At 40.6% G+C, this 19994-nt stretch carries 19 protein-coding genes; 2 read left to right on the plus strand and 17 right to left on the minus strand.

The annotated features are described in order from the left end of the window. Nucleotides 1–173 precede the first annotated feature (173 nt). Nucleotides 174–1901 (minus strand): phospho-sugar mutase, encoded by a 1728-nt coding sequence (locus G7058_RS04790; RefSeq protein ID WP_166062488.1) that lies wholly within the window; start codon nt 1899–1901, stop codon nt 174–176. Nucleotides 1902–2162: 261 nt separating this feature from the next. Between G7058_RS04790 and G7058_RS04795 the strand changes: the two genes are divergently transcribed. Next, complete coding sequence (locus tag G7058_RS04795; RefSeq protein WP_166062489.1) at nt 2163–2945, plus strand: transporter substrate-binding domain-containing protein; 783 nt, start codon at nt 2163–2165, stop codon at nt 2943–2945. A gap of 120 nt (nt 2946–3065) precedes the next feature. Next, nucleotides 3066–3689, plus strand: coding sequence for a histidine phosphatase family protein (locus G7058_RS04800; RefSeq protein ID WP_166062490.1), 624 nt, complete (start codon nt 3066–3068; stop codon nt 3687–3689). 102 nt (nt 3690–3791) lie between these two features. Here G7058_RS04800 and G7058_RS04805 read toward each other — a convergent pair whose 3' ends face one another. The 16 genes from G7058_RS04805 to G7058_RS04880 all read right to left on the minus strand — a co-directional run bounded on the left by G7058_RS04805 (nt 3792) and on the right by G7058_RS04880 (nt 19653). Then, complete coding sequence (locus G7058_RS04805) at nt 3792–4451, minus strand: amino acid ABC transporter permease (RefSeq protein WP_166062491.1); 660 nt, start codon at nt 4449–4451, stop codon at nt 3792–3794. Nucleotides 4452–4658: 207 nt separating this feature from the next. Then, nucleotides 4659–5606: a thioredoxin-disulfide reductase gene (trxB, locus tag G7058_RS04810; protein ID WP_166062492.1), complete on the minus strand. Its 948-nt coding sequence runs from the start codon at nt 5604–5606 to the stop codon at nt 4659–4661. Nucleotides 5607–5667: 61 nt separating this feature from the next. Further along, nucleotides 5668–6555, minus strand: a complete 888-nt coding sequence (galU, locus tag G7058_RS04815) for a UTP--glucose-1-phosphate uridylyltransferase GalU (protein WP_166062493.1) — start codon at nt 6553–6555, stop codon at nt 5668–5670. A 1-nt stretch (nt 6556) separates the two neighbouring features. Continuing rightward, nucleotides 6557–7594, minus strand: coding sequence for an NAD(P)H-dependent glycerol-3-phosphate dehydrogenase (locus G7058_RS04820; protein WP_166062494.1), 1038 nt, complete (start codon nt 7592–7594; stop codon nt 6557–6559). Between the two features lie 4 nt (nt 7595–7598). Further along, nucleotides 7599–8447: a prolipoprotein diacylglyceryl transferase gene (gene lgt / locus G7058_RS04825; protein WP_166062495.1), complete on the minus strand. Its 849-nt coding sequence runs from the start codon at nt 8445–8447 to the stop codon at nt 7599–7601. A 17-nt stretch (nt 8448–8464) separates the two neighbouring features. Next, entirely contained in the window at nt 8465–9403 is a 939-nt protein-coding gene (gene hprK / locus G7058_RS04830; protein ID WP_166062496.1) for an HPr(Ser) kinase/phosphatase, read from the minus strand. 281 nt (nt 9404–9684) lie between these two features. Then, nucleotides 9685–10020: a phage holin family protein gene (locus G7058_RS04835; protein ID WP_166062497.1), complete on the minus strand. Its 336-nt coding sequence runs from the start codon at nt 10018–10020 to the stop codon at nt 9685–9687. Then, nucleotides 10020–10325 carry a PspC domain-containing protein gene (locus G7058_RS04840; RefSeq protein ID WP_166062498.1) on the minus strand — a complete coding sequence of 102 codons (306 nt, stop codon included), beginning with the start codon at nt 10323–10325 and terminating at the stop codon, nt 10020–10022. Before G7058_RS04840 ends, G7058_RS04835 begins: the two co-directional genes overlap by 1 nt. A gap of 19 nt (nt 10326–10344) precedes the next feature. Further along, the gene (liaX, locus tag G7058_RS04845) at nt 10345–11856 is read right to left on the minus strand and encodes a daptomycin-sensing surface protein LiaX (protein ID WP_166062499.1); all 1512 of its coding nucleotides are present in this window, start codon (nt 11854–11856) and stop codon (nt 10345–10347) included. 227 nt (nt 11857–12083) lie between these two features. After that, nucleotides 12084–14918 carry an excinuclease ABC subunit UvrA gene (uvrA, locus tag G7058_RS04850; RefSeq protein WP_166062500.1) on the minus strand — a complete coding sequence of 945 codons (2835 nt, stop codon included), beginning with the start codon at nt 14916–14918 and terminating at the stop codon, nt 12084–12086. Between the two features lie 77 nt (nt 14919–14995). Then, on the minus strand, nt 14996–15286 hold the full coding sequence (locus G7058_RS04855; RefSeq protein WP_166063714.1) for an ArsR/SmtB family transcription factor: 291 nt from the start codon (nt 15284–15286) through the stop codon (nt 14996–14998). A 201-nt stretch (nt 15287–15487) separates the two neighbouring features. Further along, nucleotides 15488–16147 carry a phosphate signaling complex protein PhoU gene (gene phoU, locus G7058_RS04860; protein ID WP_166062501.1) on the minus strand — a complete coding sequence of 220 codons (660 nt, stop codon included), beginning with the start codon at nt 16145–16147 and terminating at the stop codon, nt 15488–15490. Between the two features lie 57 nt (nt 16148–16204). Beyond that, nucleotides 16205–16957 carry a phosphate ABC transporter ATP-binding protein PstB gene (pstB, locus tag G7058_RS04865; protein ID WP_166062502.1) on the minus strand — a complete coding sequence of 251 codons (753 nt, stop codon included), beginning with the start codon at nt 16955–16957 and terminating at the stop codon, nt 16205–16207. 2 nt (nt 16958–16959) lie between these two features. Continuing rightward, nucleotides 16960–17775, minus strand: coding sequence for a phosphate ABC transporter permease PstA (gene pstA, locus G7058_RS04870; RefSeq protein ID WP_166062503.1), 816 nt, complete (start codon nt 17773–17775; stop codon nt 16960–16962). Further along, on the minus strand, nt 17776–18636 hold the full coding sequence (pstC, locus tag G7058_RS04875) for a phosphate ABC transporter permease subunit PstC (protein WP_166062504.1): 861 nt from the start codon (nt 18634–18636) through the stop codon (nt 17776–17778). It lies immediately after the preceding gene. A 117-nt stretch (nt 18637–18753) separates the two neighbouring features. Further along, the gene (locus G7058_RS04880) at nt 18754–19653 is read right to left on the minus strand and encodes a substrate-binding domain-containing protein (protein WP_166062505.1); all 900 of its coding nucleotides are present in this window, start codon (nt 19651–19653) and stop codon (nt 18754–18756) included. Nucleotides 19654–19994 lie beyond the last annotated feature (341 nt).

The raw sequence follows: 19994 nt of genomic DNA on the forward strand, positions 1-19994 counted from the left end.
AAAGCCGGTAAAAAAGAAAAAATACCGGCTTTCAGACTTACGAGTATCGCTGGACGCCGGTAAAATCATCTAATTACCGGCATACACCCTATAGTTAATGGCTGAAAGCCGGTGTATTTATCATTCTGCCAACAAAAAAAGAAACGCAACAAATTCCGTTGCGTTTCTCATTTTTATTCTCCTGTTAGAGCATGGATTGCTTCTTCAAATTTACTTACTTTTTCATCTACAGCTTGGCCTGTGTCAGCTTTTGCTCCAATGTAAAACTTAATCTTTGGTTCTGTTCCACTTGGACGGATTGCGATCCAACTACCGTCTTCTAATTTGTATTTCAATACATTTGAACTTGGCATAGCAATTGACTCATTTGTCCCATCTGCGAACGTTTTTGTTTGTGTATGGAAGTCTTCAATTTCCGTAACAGCAATTCCCGCAAAGTCAGTTGGTGCATTTTCACGGAATTTCGCCATCAACGCTTTAATTTTTTCTGCTCCCGTTAAACCGCTCATTGTTACCGAAATTGTTTTTTCTTGGTAATAGCCATGTTCTTCATATAGCTCTACTAAACCATCATAAAGCGTCTGCCCTTTTTTCTTATAATAAGCCGCAACTTCAGCTATTAATACCAAAGCTTGAATAGCATCTTTATCACGAACGAACGGCTGTACTAAGTAGCCGTAACTCTCTTCAAATCCGAATTGGAATGTTTGGCTGCCGTCTTCTTCGTATTGCTTGATTTTCTCTGCAATAAATTTGAATCCAGTCAGAACATCCACCATTTTCGCACCATATGATTCCGCAATAACAGTTGGGAACTCACTAGACACGATCGATTTTAATACGACAGCATTGTCAGGTAATTGATTTGCTTCTTTTTTAGCTAGCAAGAGATAATTAACCATTAAAGATGCAATCTGATTTCCTGTTAACACCTCATACGAACCATCACTCTTACGAATAGCTGCACCGAGTCGATCCGCATCCGGATCTGTCGCAACTAAAATATCCGCACCGATTTCTTTTCCTAATTTCTCAGCATATTCGAAAGCACCCGCATCTTCAGGGTTTGGCGATTTAACAGTTGGGAAATCTGAATCTGCTTCCGCCTGCTCAGGTACCAAGGTAAAGTTTTCGAAACCGGCATTTTTAAGCGCGCGTTCGCCTAACATTTTTCCAGTTCCATGTAGCGGTGTAAATACAAGCGACATTTCTTTACTCATTTCTGAAATAAGGGCTTGATCCACTGTTACTGTCTTCACTTCTTCTAGATAAATGCGGTCGACTTCTTCACCAATCATATGTAGAAGACCTGATTTCTCTAACTCTTCATCACTTAACACTGCAATATCCAATGGTGAATCAATTGCGCGAATGAAATCAGTCAAAGCAGCTGCATCGTCCGGTGGCATTTGCCCACCATCTTCTCCATAAACTTTGTACCCATTATATTCCGCAGGGTTATGACTGGCTGTAATCATGATTCCTGTTAAGGCATTTAGATGACGAACTGCGAAAGATAGTTCTGGAGTGGGACGTAATGCTTCAAATACATAGGCTGGAATGCCGTGAGCAGCTAATGTTTTGGCAGATTCCATTGCGAACTCCGGAGACATCCGTCTTGAATCGTAGGCAATTGCAACGCCACGCTTCTTTTCTTCTTCTCCCTTTGATTCCATCAAACGTGCCAAGCCTTCCGTTGCCTGGCGAACTGTATAGATATTCATACGATTGATTCCGGCTCCCAGAACACCACGCATTCCTGCAGTACCAAATTCTAATGGTGCAAAGAACGCATCTTTGATTTGTTCCTCGTTCCCATCAAGTTTGCTTAAATCTGTCTGTAGCTGTACGTCTAAATCTTTGTGCGCTTTCCAAGTTTCATAAGTTTGCATGTAGCTCATTTCCATACCTCCATCAATTCACTTTTCTTTTATTATATCACTATTTTAGTATTCTTCGAGCCTCAACCGTTAATAACTTATGTAACATATTCTCACACGTTATGTTAGAATATGATTAAAATAATATTGCTCTCTCTTCGCTTTTGCATTGACACCACGATAACACGATGGTATTCTTTAAAAACAAATCTACTTCAACTCATATGCACCGCTAGTCATGTTACATTAAATAACAAACATTATCTCTAGGAGGAATTATCAATGAAACATAAAAAAATATTTGGAATTTCCACACTTCTTTTTGCAGCATCTTTTCTAGTAGCTTGTAGTTCCGATGACTCAAATACAGCTGAATCAAGTGCTGATTCTGGCGCAGATACTTATATTATTGGAACAGATACAACTTTTGCACCTTTTGAATTTGAGAATGACAATGGTGATTTCGTAGGGATTGATATTGATTTACTGGCAGCTATTGCAGAAGATCAAGGTTTTGAATATGAACTACGTACGTTGGGATTCAACGCTTCTGTTACAGCTTTGGAAGCAGGTCAAGTAGACGGTGTGATCGCGGGTATGTCCATTACTGATGATCGTTCGAAGAAATATGACTTCTCTGATGCTTACTACCAATCTGCTACAGGTGTAGGTGTGAACCCAACTTCTGGTATTACAAGCTTGGAAGATTTGGAAGGCGAGCAAGTCGTTGCTAAAACAGGAACAGAAGGTTCTGTATATGCAGAGAGCATTAAAGATGAATATGGCTTCACTGTAAAATACGTTGAAGATTCATCAACAATGTACCAAGACGTATTAACTGGAAACTCTGCCGCAGCTTTCGAGGACTTCGCCGTTATTCAATATGAAATAACGCGTGGAATGGGTCTGGAAGTTATCCACGAATCTGAAGGTGCTTCAGAGTACGCATTCGCTACAATGAAAGACAAACAACCTGAATTAGTAGAAATGTTCAATGCTGGCTTGAAAAACTTGAGAGACAGTGGCAAGTATGACGAAATCCTAGCAGAGTACTTAGGTGAATAATTATTAAATAAAAAGCGATTAGCCTCTATATTAATTAGAGCTAACCGCTTTTGTTTTTGAGTTATCAAATGTTTCAAAGAAAGAAGAAAAATTTTATTTCACAGAAACGAGGTATTATCTATGCAAAATTTATACTTTGTTCGTCATGGCCAAACGCACTTAAATGCAACCGACCATGTTCAAGGAGGCGATATTGACTCTCCTTTACTAGAAAAAAGTATTGAAGATGCGCGTAAAACGGGTTTGTTCTTAAAGAATACCGCAATTTCCCGCGCCATTACTAGCCCACAACTTCGCGCACATAATACTGCTACATATATTTTGAGTGCATTTGAAAATGACATCCCTTTAGAAACAGACTCCAGACTCAAGGAATTCAGATACGGCAGCTGGGAGGGCCTGCATATTCCTACTTTAGCAGAGAAATATCCTGAAACATTTCGTCATTTACGCGAAGAACCAGACAAATATAATCCCGTCCAATTCGGTGGTGAAACATATCCGGAACTAATTAAGCGTGGTACAGAATCTGTTTTATACCATGCGAATAGATACCCCAATGAAGATTTGTTATTTGTAGGGCATAGTATCCTGTGGACCGCCACGCTCCTATCTCTACTCAATTTTGAGATTAAAGACATTCGTTCACAGTCACCATTGGGGAATACTAGCATTTCTAAGCTCGTCAAGCTGGATAACACAATTAAATTGGACACCTGGAATTATCTTGAGCACTTAAGATAAATTTTTTAATAGCTTTTTCGGTTCATAGACCGTAAGTTACCAACAAAAAAAGAAGCGCTTGAGACAGTCCCTATCTGTCCCAAGCGCTTCTTACATTATGTATTATCTCTTACTTTTAGAAACTTTCTCTTCAACTTTATTCGCAATAATAGTCAAAATTGAAATAACGATTAAATAATAAATCGCAACAATAGACCACATTCGGATGGTTTCCATATTGTTGGCGGTAATAATCTTTCCGTTCATCGTCAATTCACGCACACCAATAACGGATAATAATGAGGTGTCTTTCAACGTAATAATGAACTGGTTGATTAATGACGGCAACATTGTCCGCAATGCTTGCGGCAACACGACTTTCGCCATAGATTTATTATACGGAAGTCCTAAGCTCCGTGCAGCTTCCATTTGACCAGGATCAATAGATTCAATCCCACCACGGACGATTTCGGCAATGTACGCTCCCGCATTCAGGCTCATCGTAATAATTCCTGCTTGCCATTCGGTTAATTTCATTCCTGTTGCCATTGGGATACCAAAATACACAAAGTAAATTTGTACCAATAAAGGTGTCCCACGAATAATCCAAATGTATGCATTAGACAGAGACTGTAAAAATTTATTCCGAGATACTTTCATCAATCCAAAGACAATACCTAGAATGAGACCGAAAAATAAAGAAAATAGCGTTATTTGAACCGTTTGCCACATGGCATCCATAAAGGATGGAAAATGATCAACCAATAATTCAAAAAATAACATTTTTCATCATCCTATCTTTTTATATAAGAAAAACACAAAATAAAAAAAGCATCATTATGTGCTTCATCTAAAAATAATGCGTACTTACTTATAGTTTTGTATTTGTATTAGAATAGCACACACGCCTAGGGACGTCAACATTTTGGAAACATCAGAGTCAAGAAAACCTGCCCACGACTAGCTTTTCTAGCGGTGGACAGGTTCATATTATTTCGTTTCGTTTGCTTCGTTCCAAGCTTCCACATAGGTGAAGGCACGATTACCAGCTTCAGCACCGTCGCCGACAGCTGTCGTAATTTGACGTAATGATTTTTTACGCACGTCACCAACTGCAAAAATTCCCGGTACAGTTGTCTCCATGTATTCGTTGGTCAAAATCCAGCCTTCTTCGTCGGTAATATCCAAATCAACAAACGCATCTGTTTGTGGCAAGATACCCACATATACGAACACACCGTCCGCTGCGTGTACATCTACTTCGCCGGTCTTCATGTTCTTCACAGCAACTCCGGTTACTTTAGTGCCGTCTCCTTCAATTCCTTCAACAACCGTATCCCAAACGAAATCAACTTTTTCGTTCTTAAAGGCACGGTCTTGCAAGATTTTCTGAGCACGCAATTCATCACGACGGTGAACAATATCAACATTCGCGAATTGTGTTAAATAAGTACCTTCTTCAACGGCAGAATCCCCGCCACCAACAACAACTAATTCTTTATTACGGAAGAATGCCCCATCACATACTGCACAGTAGGAAACGCCACGTCCGGCGTACTCTTCCTCGCCCGGTACATTTAACTTCCGGTGTTGCGAGCCAGTCGCAATAATAACGGACTTCGTTTTGTATGTTTTTTTACCCGCTTCAATAATATGGTAATGGCCCTCTTGTTTGATACCTTTTACATCGCCATAAGTATGTTCAGCACCAAAGCGCATTGAACTATTATACATTTTATCCGCTAATTCTGGTCCCAAAATGGAGTCATAACCTGGATAGTTTTCTACTTCCGCTGTATTAATTAATTCTCCTCCTGGAACGCCTCTTTCTAAAATAAGCGTCTTTAAGTTCGAACGAGATGCATACAGTGCTGCTGTCATCCCACCAGGCCCTGCCCCGATGATGACAACATCGTAAATTTTTTCTGTTTGTTCCATGGTTTTCTCTCCTTCTTACTAATGTTTTCCTCTTAATTATACAGAGGTCAACGTCTTTAAGCTATTTTTCTGTTTGTTCCAAACTTTCGCCCAACGCGATAATATAATCTTTTAATTTATCTTTCATTTCTGGGTGTTGTAGTCCGTAAGTAATACTTGTTGCCAAGAAACCAAACTTGTCACCAACGTCGAAACGTTGTCCTTTGAAGTTTTTCGCAAATACGCGTTGTGTTTTATTCAACGTATCGATTGCATCAGTCAACTGGATTTCGCCGCCTGCTCCTGCTTCTTGATTTTCAAGAATTTCGAAAATCTCCGGAGTTAGGAGGTAACGCCCAATAATCGCGTAGTTACTTGGTGCGTCTTCTGGTTTAGGTTTCTCAACAAAACGGCGCACATTCAATAGGCCTTCTTCCAATTGGTTATCAGGATCGATAATGCCGTACTTGGATGTTTCTTCGTGTGGCACTTCCATAACAGCGATTGTAGAAGCATAGGTGCGTTCGTATCCTTCTATCAGTTGACGTGTCAACGGCACTTCATCTTTCATCAAATCGTCGCCCAACATAACCACAAATGGCTCGTCGCCAACGAATGCTTTGGCTTGTAAAACGGCATGACCCAAGCCCAATGGGTACGATTGACGAACGAAATGAATCCGAATACCGGTTGTTTCTTGCACAAGCTTCAACAAATCGTCTTTGCCTTTGTCACGCAAGTTTGTTTCCAATTCAATATTGGAGTCAAAATGGTCTTCGATCGGACGCTTACTTTTTCCGGTAACAATTAAAATATCCTCGATCCCTGATTCAATTGCTTCTTCTACAATGAATTGGATGGTTGGTTTATCAACAATTGGCAACATTTCTTTTGCCATTGCTTTTGTTGCAGGTAAAAAACGTGTTCCAAATCCCGCTGCCGGGATAACTGCCTTTTTAACTTTTTTCACGCTACTCTTCCTCCGCTGTCATTTTAGATGTACTATGTTCTGCTTTGCGATCTCTCAGCATCAATTCTTCGACCACTTCATCTACACGCGCATTTTCAAATAACACACGGTAAATTGCGGCTGTAATTGGCATATCAATGCCTTTTTCCTGTGCTAATTCATAAGCAGCTTTCGTAGTCGCGACACCTTCGACGACCATTCCCATATTTTCTAAAATTTCTTCAAGTGGCAGACCTTTACCAATCAAGTTACCGGCACGCCAGTTTCTTGAATGGACACTTGTCGCGGTTACGATTAAATCACCAACACCGCTCAGCCCGATAAATGTTAAGGGGTCCGCTCCAAATGCCATACCCAGACGGCTGATTTCGGCTAAACCACGGGTAATTAGCGCTGCTTTGGCATTATCACCATATCCTAGCCCTACTAAAGCTCCCGCTCCCACAGCGATAATATTTTTCAAAGCAGCACCTAATTCAACGCCGACAACATCACTATTCGTATAAACACGGAAATAGTTATTACTGAAAATACGTTGCACCGCTTGACTCGCTATTTCGGACGAAGAAGCAGCGGTAATCGTTGTAATATCACGTTTCGCTACTTCTTCAGCGTGACTCGGACCGGATAGAACCACAATCCCACTGTGTTTTTCAACAGCCATCTCTTCGTCAATAATAACTGAGATACGCTTATGCGAAACTTGCTCCAAACCTTTACTCGCATGGATAATAATCGGTTTTTGTTTATCGTCTAATAGAGCATTGATTTGCTTAGTCACGGAACGAATCGCGCTCGTCGGTACGACCAATAAAATGAAGGATACATCCTTTAATGCTTCCTCTAAATCTGTGTAACCGATGATTGATTCAGCCAGTTTCACACCTGGCAAGTAATGTTCATTTGTATGTTTTTGATTGATCTCCTCAATCCGTTCAGGCATATTGCCCCAAATATTAACATGATGGCCGTTCTCGCTCAAAACCATCGCGAGAGCTGTCCCCCAGGAACCGGCCCCTAGTACTGCAATTTTAGTCATTTCCTTACTCCTTAGTCGTGTTCATTCCTAAATTAATATCTGTATAAAACGAATCTTTAGGATAGTGGTTGTATCTGCGATATGCCCATGCAGCAATTGCTCCGGCAATTAATATAATTGAAAGCAATTGTGAAACACGAATATTTGCAAATAAGTACAAACTGTCAGTCCGCATGCCTTCGATAAAGAAACGACCGAATGCATACCAAATGATATAGCTGAAGAATACTTCACCTTCACGCAGTAAGTTTGGTCTTCTGCGTAAGTATACAATAAGCGCAAATCCTATCAAGGACCACAGTGATTCATAGAGAAACGTAGGATGATAATACGTTCCTTTGATATTCATTTGATTAATAATAAATTCTGGTAAAAACAAGCCTTCTAAGAATTCTCGTGTTACAGCAGCACCATGAGCTTCCTGGTTGATAAAGTTGCCCCAACGTCCCAATGATTGTGCAATCAACACGCCAGGTGCCAACACATCAAGTGTCAGCATCACCGGTACGTTTTTCTTTTTCGTAAAAAAGTAAACCACCAGAGCGCCGGTTAGTAATGCGCCATAAATAGCCAGGCCGCCATTCCAGATTTGAAAAATTTGGCCGGGATTTTCTAAATAGTAACCCAGTTCAAACAAAACGTAATAGGCACGTGCACCCAAGATAGCGATGGGAACCGTCCAAAATGCCAAGTCTAAGATAAAATCTTGCGGCATTCCTTTTCGATCGCCTTCACTGGAGGCAAGATACATCGCAAGCAAGATACCAACCCCGATTATCACTCCGTACCACGCTACTTCAAAACCACCGAGCTTTATTGCTATAGGGTCAATAGCTGCTAATAATTGCTTCATTATATTCCACCTTCAAATTAGAGTTCTTTACGGGAGTTCTCTTTAATTAAGTTCTCCAAGTTACGTTCAAATGTTTCAACCGCATTGTAGCCCATTGTCTTCGCACGATAATTCATCGCTGCCATTTCGACAATAATCGCCAAGTTACGTCCTGTTTTAACCGGAACACTGATTTTTGGAATTTGGACATCTAAAATCGTAACTAATTCTTCATCACTGCCCAAGCGTTCGAATTTCTTCTCTTTTGTCCAAAGTTCCAGATTCACAATTAAATTCACTTCGTTGGATTGTTTAACGGCACCCGCTCCAAACAACGTCATGACATCCATAATACCGATACCACGGATTTCAATCAGGTGACGAAGAATCGAAGGAGCTTCTCCCATCAACGTGTCGTCATCGTGTTGATACAGGTCAATACGGTCATCCGCCACAAGACGGTGGCCCTTTTGAATAAGTTCCAAGGCTGTCTCGGATTTACCTACTCCAGAATCACCTGTAATCATGACACCCATACCAAAAACATCTACCAATACGCCGTGCATGGAAATACGTTCTGCTAAACGACTTTCTAAAAAGTTTGTCACATTACTAGAAACACGTGTTGTTTTCAATGTCGCTTGTAAAAGCGGGATACCTGCTTCTTGACAAGCCTTGATTAATTCAACCGGTGGCTCTATTCGACGCGCCACGATAAAACAAGGTGTTTCTGTTTGACATAAACGACGCATGATAACGAGACGCTCTTCCGGTGACATGCGCGCCAAGAATGACGTTTCTGTTTGTCCCATCAATTGTACCCGCCAAGATGGATAGAAATTAAAATACCCTGTCAGTTCTACACCAGGCCGATGTATTTCTGTAGAGGTTACTTCTTTATTTAAAAACTCTTCGCCCACGATCACTTTAAACGTTGTCGCTTTAACCAGTTCTCTAATGGTTACACTATTCGCCATTTTATTCCCTCGCTCTTTGTCTAATATGGTCTTATGCTTACATTTATTCCAACTATTCTAACTAATCTTAACATTATTATGCATGGTTAGAAAGGCAAAAAACTCTTAAGACTGCTTCCGCTGTGATTGGAATAGAATTCACTTGTAATTCGATTAAAACGTTCCAATATTAACCGATTGGAACGTTTACCGGTAAAATTCTTATCAAAACATTCCAATCCCCGCGAATACAAAAAATGCTCAACAAGTTCGTCGTTAAACGTCTTGTTGAGCACTCGGTTTTATTTTTTATTTTCTAGTGAACTTTGTACAAGTGACAGGATTAATGATACGAGTAGCGCTGTCCCAAATGAGTTGAAATGAAACCCTGGTCCTACCAAGGTTGCTGTCAGCGACAACATAAGCGCATTAATGATAAAACTGAATAAGCCTAATGTCATCAATGTGATTGGGAACGAAAAAATGTGTAGGATTGGCTTCACGAAAATGTTAACCAATGCTAGTACTAAGCTCGCTGCCATTGCCGTCCAACCACTCGCAACTGTGAATCCCGGCAAGAAAAAGGCCAGAGCCAAAAACACAAGTGTGTTCACTCCTATTTTCTGCCAAAATCCCATTAAAAGTCACTCCAGTCATCCGTATCTTTATCTTCTTTTGGTAAAGGTTTTACTTCTTTGGGTGCACGACGCGTTGTCGATTTCCCACGTTTCGCATACCATTCTTGATCGCGATTGCTTCTATCGGGTTCCGGCATTAATAATGCCAACAAGAAATATAGGAAGATTGGTGAACCGACTCCTGCAAAAGCGAAAATCAAGAAAACAATACGAACAATTGTAGAGTCAATGCCGAAGTATTCTGCAAGTCCGCCTAATACACCACTGACTTGTCTATCTCTTGCTGATTTCGTTAATTTTTTCATTGATTGTCCCTCTCTTCTGTTATTTTGCATCCGTGTCTTTCATTAAGATGCTTCCATTTGTTGTTTTTAATTCTACCATAACTGGGGTAGTGTCAACTACTCTTCTAAATTGTAAATGTTTATTCGTTTTTTCATCGCGTTGTTGAATAACTTCAACATTTCCCATACGATTTTTGATGCTTCCTAACGAACTGTGCGCATCCAATTCGACACTTTTCTCTGCTGGAATAGCCAGTTTAACTGTACCGTTGACTGAGGATGCTTCGATCCGTTGCACGTCCATGTCTGTATGTGTGATGCGAATATTTCCATTAATAATAGAGAGTTGCGAACTAGACACGTGGCTGTTCAGAGTGATATCTCCATTAATTAATTTCGCAATAATATCCACTAAATGGCTATCTCTAACAGTAATTTTACCATTGCCGCCATCTAATTCCAACATAGTCGCGTCAACATGTGCGAAGTTCATATTCCCGTTTGTTGATTTCAAATACACATCTTTTCCTTTGAAATCATTAACCGTTACGTTCCCGTTTAACACTTTAATTGCTAAGTAGTCGTACTCGCGTGCTGGAAGGTAAACTGTCAAATCACAACGAACCCGTTTATTTGGTACGTGGAACGTCAATTGATCTTCATCAATCGTAATTGTACTGCGAGCTTCAAATGCAGCCAAAGGTGTTTCCTCTTCATACTTCGCATAAATTTTAATATCTGCTTCTACGCGCATATCATTTTTATCCCATTGTTTGAAATGGATATTTCCATTCGCTAATTGGAAGTCGAGAATAGTTGCTGTTGTATTTTCGTAGTTGAATTCATGTTTGAACTTATTGGAGACGATACCCGGAATGTTTACGTTGAAGTCGACTTCTTTCCATTCAAGGTTCTCTGCAATACTGCTTACCGTAGCATTTACAAATTGACTGAACTGGGTACCCAAATGACTTAATTTGCTGCCTAGATCAGTTGCTGTTTCTTTCCACTCGTCTTTGTTACCAAACTTTTCGCCAAATGATTTTACATTTGTTTCTAATTGTTCTTTTTTCAACGTTCGCATTTGTTCTTCCATTTTACGTTTTTCTTCACGTAAAGCTTGCTCTTGCGAACGTAATCCTTCGAGTTCTTCTTCCAGACGTACAACTTCCATCTGTAATTCAGGCGTCATTGTACCCAATTCTTCATGAGTTGCAATCGCTTGTCTGCGTTCTTCTTTCGCGCTAATTTGACGACGTAAAATTTGTAACGCTTCTGTTTTCTCGTCAACTTTTGATGAGAAATAAGAAATTTCACTCGCTAGTGATTCGAGGATTTTCTCAAAGTTTTCTTTATCTTTCTTGTCAGCAGCTGCTTGAACTTCTTCAGCCGTCGGTTCCGCTTTTTCAGCTTCTACGAACGGTTCTTTTGTCTCGTTCTTTTGTGCTTCTTCGACTTGTTTTTTAGCAGTATTTTCTAAAAGTTCGATTGCTTCATCGGTAGAAATAATCCCTTGTTTAACTAGCGCTAAAATACGTTCTCTTTCATTCATAATATTTCCTCCTATATTGACTCAATACGAAAATTATATGTGCTTATGCCATTTGGAACGGTGGTTTCTCTTTATGTTATTATTATGCCAATTTTTCTGTATTTCGTCATAGGTCTTAAGGTTGATTTCGGGTTAAGTAGCAATACCTAGTACATTTACTGGTAAAGTAAAAACATCGGCTATCCCTCCTATGTAGGAAGAATAGCCGATATTTTTTTGTATAGAGTTTATCGCGCGTTATCACGTGCCAGTACTTTTTTAAGATAAACACCTGTATGGCTTTCTGGTACTTCCGCTACTTCTTCCGGAGTACCGGTCGCAATGACGGTTCCGCCGCCAACGCCGCCTTCTGGCCCCATATCGATAATATAGTCGGCTGTTTTAACAACATCCAAATTGTGCTCAATAACTAATACTGTATTTCCTTGATCTACTAAACGTTGTAACACTTCCAATAATTTAGCAATATCATGTGTATGCAAGCCCGTTGTTGGTTCATCAAGGATATACAACGTTTTACCGGTTGAGACGCGTTGGAGTTCACTAGCCAGCTTCATCCGCTGCGCTTCCCCTCCAGATAAGGTGGTCGCGGGTTGCCCCAATGTGACATATCCCAAACCAACATCTACGATTGTTTGTAATTTTCGTTTAATTTTCGGAACTGCTTCGAAATAAATCAATGCTTCATCAATCGTCATATCCAGTACTTCGGAAATGTTTTTGCCTTTGTACTTCACTTCAAGCGTTTCGGAGTTATAACGACGACCGTGGCATACCTCGCACGGCACATAAATATCCGGCAGGAAGTGCATTTCAATTTTTAGAATACCATCGCCGCGACAAGCTTCACAACGGCCACCTTTGACGTTAAAACTAAAGCGTCCTTTACTGTAGCCGCGCATCTTTGCTTCGTTCGTGCTGGCAAATAATGCCCGTACGTCATCAAAAACGCTTGTGTAGGTAGCTGGGTTACTTCGTGGTGTACGGCCGATTGGACTTTGATCAATGTTGATTACTTTCTCCAAGTCTGAATAGCCAGATATCCGCTTAAATTTACCCGGTTTCTCTTTCGTCCGTGTTAGTTCACGCGAAAGAGCTGGTTTTAATACGCGGTTAACTAACGAACTCTTGCCGGAGCCCGATACACCTGTTACAGCTACAAACTTCCCGATTGGAATCGACGCATCCACATTTTTTAAGTTATTTTCCTGTGCGCCTTCTATCAAAATCGCTCCCCGATCTTCGGAACGTCTCTCAGTTGGAACCGGAATAAATGCTGTACCTGCCAAGTATTGACCGGTAATCGATTCTTTGACTTTCATCACTTCGGTAGGTTTCCCTGCCGCAACAATTTCTCCGCCGAACTCGCCGGCTCCCGGACCGATATCAATCAGATAATCCGCCTGCATCATTGTTTCTTCGTCATGCTCCACCACTATTAGAGTGTTTCCCAAGTCACGCATGCTCTTCATGGATTCAATCAACAAGTCATTATCGCGTTGGTGCAATCCGATTGATGGCTCATCCAAAATATAGAGAACACCTGATAAATTGGAGCCGATTTGTGTGGCCAAGCGAATCCGCTGTGCTTCCCCGCCCGATAAACTGCCGGCAATACGACTCAAGGTGAGGTACTTCAAACCCACGTTTCGCAAGAAAGTCAGCCGAGATTTAATTTCTCTTAAAATCGGTGTCGCAATTTCTTTTTCTGCGCCTTCTAATTCCAACTTTTCGAAAAAGTCAATCGCCGAATCAATGGAATATTGGGTCACTTCCGCGATATTTTCGTTCCCCACTTTAACCGCCAATGCTTGCTCGTTCAAACGTGCACCATGACATTTTTGACAGGCCAGTTCGGTCATGTATTCCCGCATGACTTTACGCGTAAAATCACTCGATGATTCATGATAACGACGGTTGATGTTGTTCATGACCCCTTCAAACGGTATGTTCACATCACGAACCGCGCCAAAATCGTTCTTATGATAAAAATGGAATTTTTTCCCTTTAGAGCCATGCAGAACTAGTTTTTGATGCTCAGCTGGTAAGTCATCAAAAGGAACATCCATCGCAATATCATGTTGCTGGCAGAATTGACGCAACATTTCCGGATAATAATTGGAACTGATTGGATTCCATGGTGCCAGGGCTCCATCGTTAATCGATAGTTGACGGTCCGGAACGACTAAGTCTACGTCCACTTCTAATTTAGACCCTAAACCGTCACATTCTGAACAAGCGCCATACGGTGCATTAAATGAGAACAAGCGTGGTTCGATTTCGCCGACTGTAAAGCCACATTTCGGACAGGCATAGTGTTCACTGAACAGCAGATCCTCTCCATCAATAATAGATATAATCACATAACCTTCCGCTAAACGTAATGCTGCTTCCACGGAGTCATAGACACGCGAACGAACACCGTCTTTTACAACGATTCGGTCAATCACGATGGAAATATCGTGACTGTTATTTTTATTCAATTCGGGAACATCCGTTATATCGTAAAGTTCTTCGTCTACGAGAACGCGAACGTACCCTTGTTTTTTAATTGATTCAAAAACTTTTTTATGTTGGCCTTTTTTACCTATCACAACAGGTGCTAAAATTTGCATACGTGTCCGTTCAGGCAGCTCCATCACTTGGTTTACAACTTGCTCGGGTGATTGACTGCTGATTTCGGTTCCATCATTCGGACAAATCGGATGACCAATTCGTGCAAAAAGAAGTCTCAGGTAGTCATTGATTTCCGTTACGGTGCCGACTGTTGAACGGGGATTGTTGCTTGTCGATTTTTGGTCGATTGCAATCGCCGGACTCAAGCCATCGATACTATCAACATCTGCTTTTTCCATTTGTCCCAGAAATTGGCGTGCATAAGCTGAAAGACTCTCGACATACCGTCTTTGTCCTTCGGCATATAAAGTGTCAAATGCAAGTGAACTTTTCCCTGAACCTGATAAGCCCGTCACAACCACTAACTGGTCACGCGGGATCGCTACATCGATATTTTTTAAGTTGTGTGAACGTGCTCCGCGCACGATAATCTGATCTTTAGCCATAATCTTCTTCCTTTTAGTTGAGATTCTGTTCCCTACCATCATAACATGTCTACCTCAAAAAGAACACTCGTTCGCACTTAGTTGTGTGTATGTGCGGCATGTTCAACTGCGAGGTGTAAAATGTCATAAACATGTGAGTCTTCCTGACTGTATAACATGTTTTTTCCGACGCGTCTGCTCTTTACTAACTTCGCTTCTTTCAATTTTCGGAGTTGATGGGAGACAGCAGATTGTTCCATTTCTAGTGCTTCTGCAATAGCATTTACATGCCATTCTTTCGTTTCTAATAAGTACAAAATCTTAAACCGGGTCTGGTCGCCTAACAGCTTAAACATCTGGACCGTTTGCTTCGTTATTTCTGGATTCATTTTTTCCAATAGCCACCACGCCTCCTCATAGATACTTCTTTCTTATTTTACCAGAAGTAGCCTAAAAGCTACATAATCCCGCTTTCGAATACCTACTGAATACGTCTCAAGTAGAATTTCTTTTTCCCACTTTTACTTGAGCCTGTTCTCTCTAAAAACAAAAAGCCGAGACATCATCGTCTCGACTTTTAGCATTTTTAATTAGTTTAATTCTGAAAGTTCTCCCGTTTTCAGGTAGACAATACGCTCGCAAATGTTTGTTACGTAATCTCCGATACGTTCCAAGTAACCAGATACAGCGATGTAGTCTGTCCCCCCTGGTACGACTTCTGCATCTTTAGCCATTTCTTTCAGACACAATTTATTAATCTCAACGAACAAATCGTCTACTTTTGTATCTGTTTCCGCAATTGTATAAGCTGCTTCCACATCAATACGTATATACGCATCAAGTGAATCTTCAACCATATCCTTCACAACTTCCGCTTGCTCTGCAATTTTCCCTTCTACTAAAGGAATACGCTTGTTGTGAAGTTCTTTAACGCGAATGACAGAACGCGCGATGCTTACAGCATGGTCACCCATACGCTCTAGATCGGAGCTCGCTTTCATAACCGTTACGATTGAACGTAAGTCGCTTGATACAGGCTGTTGTAGTGCGATTAACTTGAAGCACATTTCTTCGATTTCTAACTCTATATTGTTAATTGCCTTATCGTTCTTCTTAACACGATTGGCCGCTTCTTTGTCGTGATTTATGAACGCTTTAACTGCAAGTAAAATATTTTCATTTACCATTAATCCCATTTTGGTAAATTGAGCATGCATGCTTTTTAACTCATCATCATATATTCTTCTCATTACGCGCACTCCTCATTCAAACTGTTTTGTTGCTTTATTTTATCATGAAAATACGGATTACCCAAATCTTCCGGATACATAATCTTCAGTCCGTTTGTCTTTAGGATTTGAGAAAATATCTGTTGTATCATCGAATTCAACGATTTCACCGGTTAGGAAGAAAGCTGTACGATCCGATACACGCGCTGCTTGTTGCATGTTATGTGTCACCATAACAATCGTATACTTGCCCTTCAATTCTTGAACAAGGTCTTCGATTTTAGCTGTAGAAATCGGGTCCAGTGCAGAGGTCGGTTCATCCATTAAGAGTACTTCTGGTTCCACAGCTAAAGCACGTGCAATACAAATACGTTGTTGCTGTCCACCTGAGATACGTAAGGCATTTTTATTCAAATCGTCTTTTACTTCATCCCAAATCGCTGCACCCTTCAAACTACGCTCAACAATTTCATCCAAAGTCGCTTTGTCTTTAATCCCATGTGTACGTGGTCCATAAGCAATATTATCGTAGATACTCATTGGAAATGGGTTTGGATGTTGAAAGACCATCCCCACACGTTTACGTAATTGGTTCACGTCGAAATCCGATGCGTACATATCTTCGCCATCCAACAAGAGACTTCCTTCAATACGGCAACCTGGAACCAGGTCGTTCATACGATTTAAGCTCTTAAGGAATGTCGACTTCCCACATCCGGATGGTCCGATAAAAGCAGTGATTTCATTTTCTCTAATTTCCATATTTAGGTTCTTTAACGCTTGAAAATCTGAATACCAAAGATTCATGTTTGAAATACTTAATTTACTCATTGTTATTTCGCTCCTCTTGTTAATCGATTACTTAACCACGTTGATATAGCATTAATAATCAGTACTAGAATAATCAATACTACCCCTGTAGCGTAAGATTCTCTAACGTGCATCCCTTCACTCGACAACACATACATGTGGAGGGCAAGTGTACGCCCTGATTGGAAAGCATCCGTTGGTAAGTTAGTCGACGTTCCAAGTGTATACATCAACGCCGCTGTTTCTCCAACAATACGTCCGACTGCCAAAATGACACCTGATAAAATACCAGGCATTGCGACAGGTAAAACAACTCTAAATATCGTACGCAGTTTCCCTGCTCCTAAAGCAAAACTACCTTCCCTTAATGAAACATTTACAGAGAGTAATGCTTCTTCAGTGGAACGAATAATGACCGGTAAAACCATAATGACCGATGTTAAGATCCCTGCAATTAAAGAATACTGGAATCCCAAGAAAAGAACAAAGAATAACATCCCGAACAGACCGTAAACAATCGAAGGAATACCGGATAGCGTATCCGTTGCAACACGGATGATGTTAATAAACTTATTGTTCGCATCTGCATATTCAATTAGGTAGAAAGCTGTAAATACGCCAATCGGTGCTGCGATTAGCAAAGCAAAGAACACTACGATGAAAGTTGTTATAATCGCCGGCATCATAGAAACGTTACTTGTTGTGTATTTCCAGGCAAACATCTCTGGAGATAATGCGGAGATACCATTAATAAAAATAAAACCGATGATATAGAGTAAAGAAGCAAAGGTTATAAAGCTAAAAAAGTACACAAAAAATCGGATTAGTTTCGCTTCCATCTAGATCCCCTTCCTTTTCACGATTGAAAACGCACCGTTAATAATGATAATAAAGATAAACAAAACAACGGCAGTTGCAATCAAGGCTTCACGGTGCTGTCCAGCAGCATATGCCATTTCCAACACAATATTTGTCGTCATTGTACGCACACCTTGTGTCAGACTGGATGGAATACGCGGTTGGTTACCTGCGACCAGGATAACGGCCATCGTTTCACCGATTGCACGTCCCACGCCTAAAATAACAGCGGAGATGATTCCTGATTTAGCAGCTGGAACAACAACACGTAAAACGGAACGTTCATGCGTTGCGCCTAGCGCCACACTACCTTCGTAATAACTTTTCGGCACTGCGCGGAGTGAAGCTTCTGACATACCGATGATTGTCGGCAATACCATAATCCCCAACAAAATAGAAGCCGTTAAAATATTCATACCCGTACCGCCTACCCAACTTTTCATGAGCGGAACGACCACGCGTAACGCAAAGAATCCATAGACAATAGAAGGAATAGCAGCCATCATATTGATTGCAGGCTTCAAAAATTTATAAAGTTTCGGTGGACAAAAGCGCGCCATGAAGACCGAAGTGAATACACCTGTCGGCACACCAATAATAATTGCTCCAATTGTAATCACAATCGAACCAACAATCATTGGTAAAATACCGTATTGTGGTGTTGAGTTAGATGGTGTCCATACTGAACCAAATAGGAACTTCCCGATTCCATAGTCCAACATGAACGGGACGCCACCCTCAAAAATAAAATAAAAAATGACGATGATGGAAATAACTGAAATGGATGCGGAGGCAATAAAGATCCCTTTCATGAAATGTTCCCAAAAATATTTCTTTTGCATGTTTCCCTCTCCCTTACCCTGGGCTTTCCCAAATTGAGCCATTACTTTCTTTTAACCCATATATACCAATACTAGAAAAAAAGGCCAGATACCTGGCCCTTTCATTCGGTCAGAAATTTATTGTACTTCTTCCCATTCTGTTACTTCACCAGTAAAGATTTGACGTACTTGATCAAGTGTCAAACTTTCAATTGTGTTTGCTTTGTTTGTGATAACTGCGATACCGTCCACTGCGATTGCAGTTGATTCTAGTTCTGCAGCTTCTTCTTCTTTCAATTCACGTGAAGCCATTCCAATATCAGCTGTTCCGTCCATTGCTGCCGTCATACCCGCTGAAGATCCGTTAGATGTTACATCAATCTTAACGTCTGGGTTTAATGCCGTGTACTCTTCTACAAGAACTTCCATCAATGGTGTAACGGATGTTGATCCAACAACTGAAATAGAACCAGATTGTGAACCGTCCCCTGCATATGCTGCTGCTTCGGATACGAATTCTACGTAACCTTCTTCAGCTGCGATTTCTTGTCCTTCTGCGGAAAGAATGTAGTCGATAAAATCTTGTGCGACTGCTTCGATATCTCCACCCCAAGCAATGTTAAAGTTACGTGCGATTGGGAATGAACCATCTTGAACTGTTTCGTTCGTTGGTTCTACGCCATCAATTGGCAAACCTCTTACTGTATCATTTAATGAACCAAGTGAAACATATCCGACTGAGTTCGCGTCTCCTGCTACAGTAGATAGAACACCTTCTGTACCGTTTTGGATAACTGCTTCGATGTATGTTTCGTCAACTTCTTCGCCATTTTCGTCTTCTGCTAAAACGCCTGTAATTTCTGTAAATGCACCACGTGTACCTGAACCGTCTTCACGAGATACTACGATGATTTCTCCTGCTACTGCAGAACCATCTGTCGTTCCTTCTTCATCTCCTGTTGCTGCTGGATCGCAAGCTGCCAACACACCTACAGCTCCTAAAGATAATACTAACTTACTTAGGCTTTTTAATTGCATTATAAATTACCATCCTTTTTCTTTAGTGTCTTGGGCTCATTGCCTTAACTCCATTCTATTCTTTAAATGTAAATTTACCGTATGGTTTAATGTAAAGATTTCACCCGTTTTAAATTTACAAAGATATTCGAGATAAATAGTCGTCTTTCTCGATTATTTACAAATAATTGGCTTTAGAAAAGCCCATATCTACGCTGTTTTCTAGTTAATATTTAACGAATTCATGCATATAAGGTGTTTAGGGATTTATATAAGTGAGTGCTACTAGTTTTTTGTTTATATCTGCAAAATAAAAAGCCGCCTTAATTTCCGGAGAAATAAAGCGACTTTTGTAAGGTTTG

The sequence above is a fragment of the Jeotgalibaca porci genome (assembly GCF_011299095.1).
GTDB classification, from domain to species: Bacteria; Bacillota; Bacilli; order Lactobacillales; family Aerococcaceae; genus Jeotgalibaca; species Jeotgalibaca porci.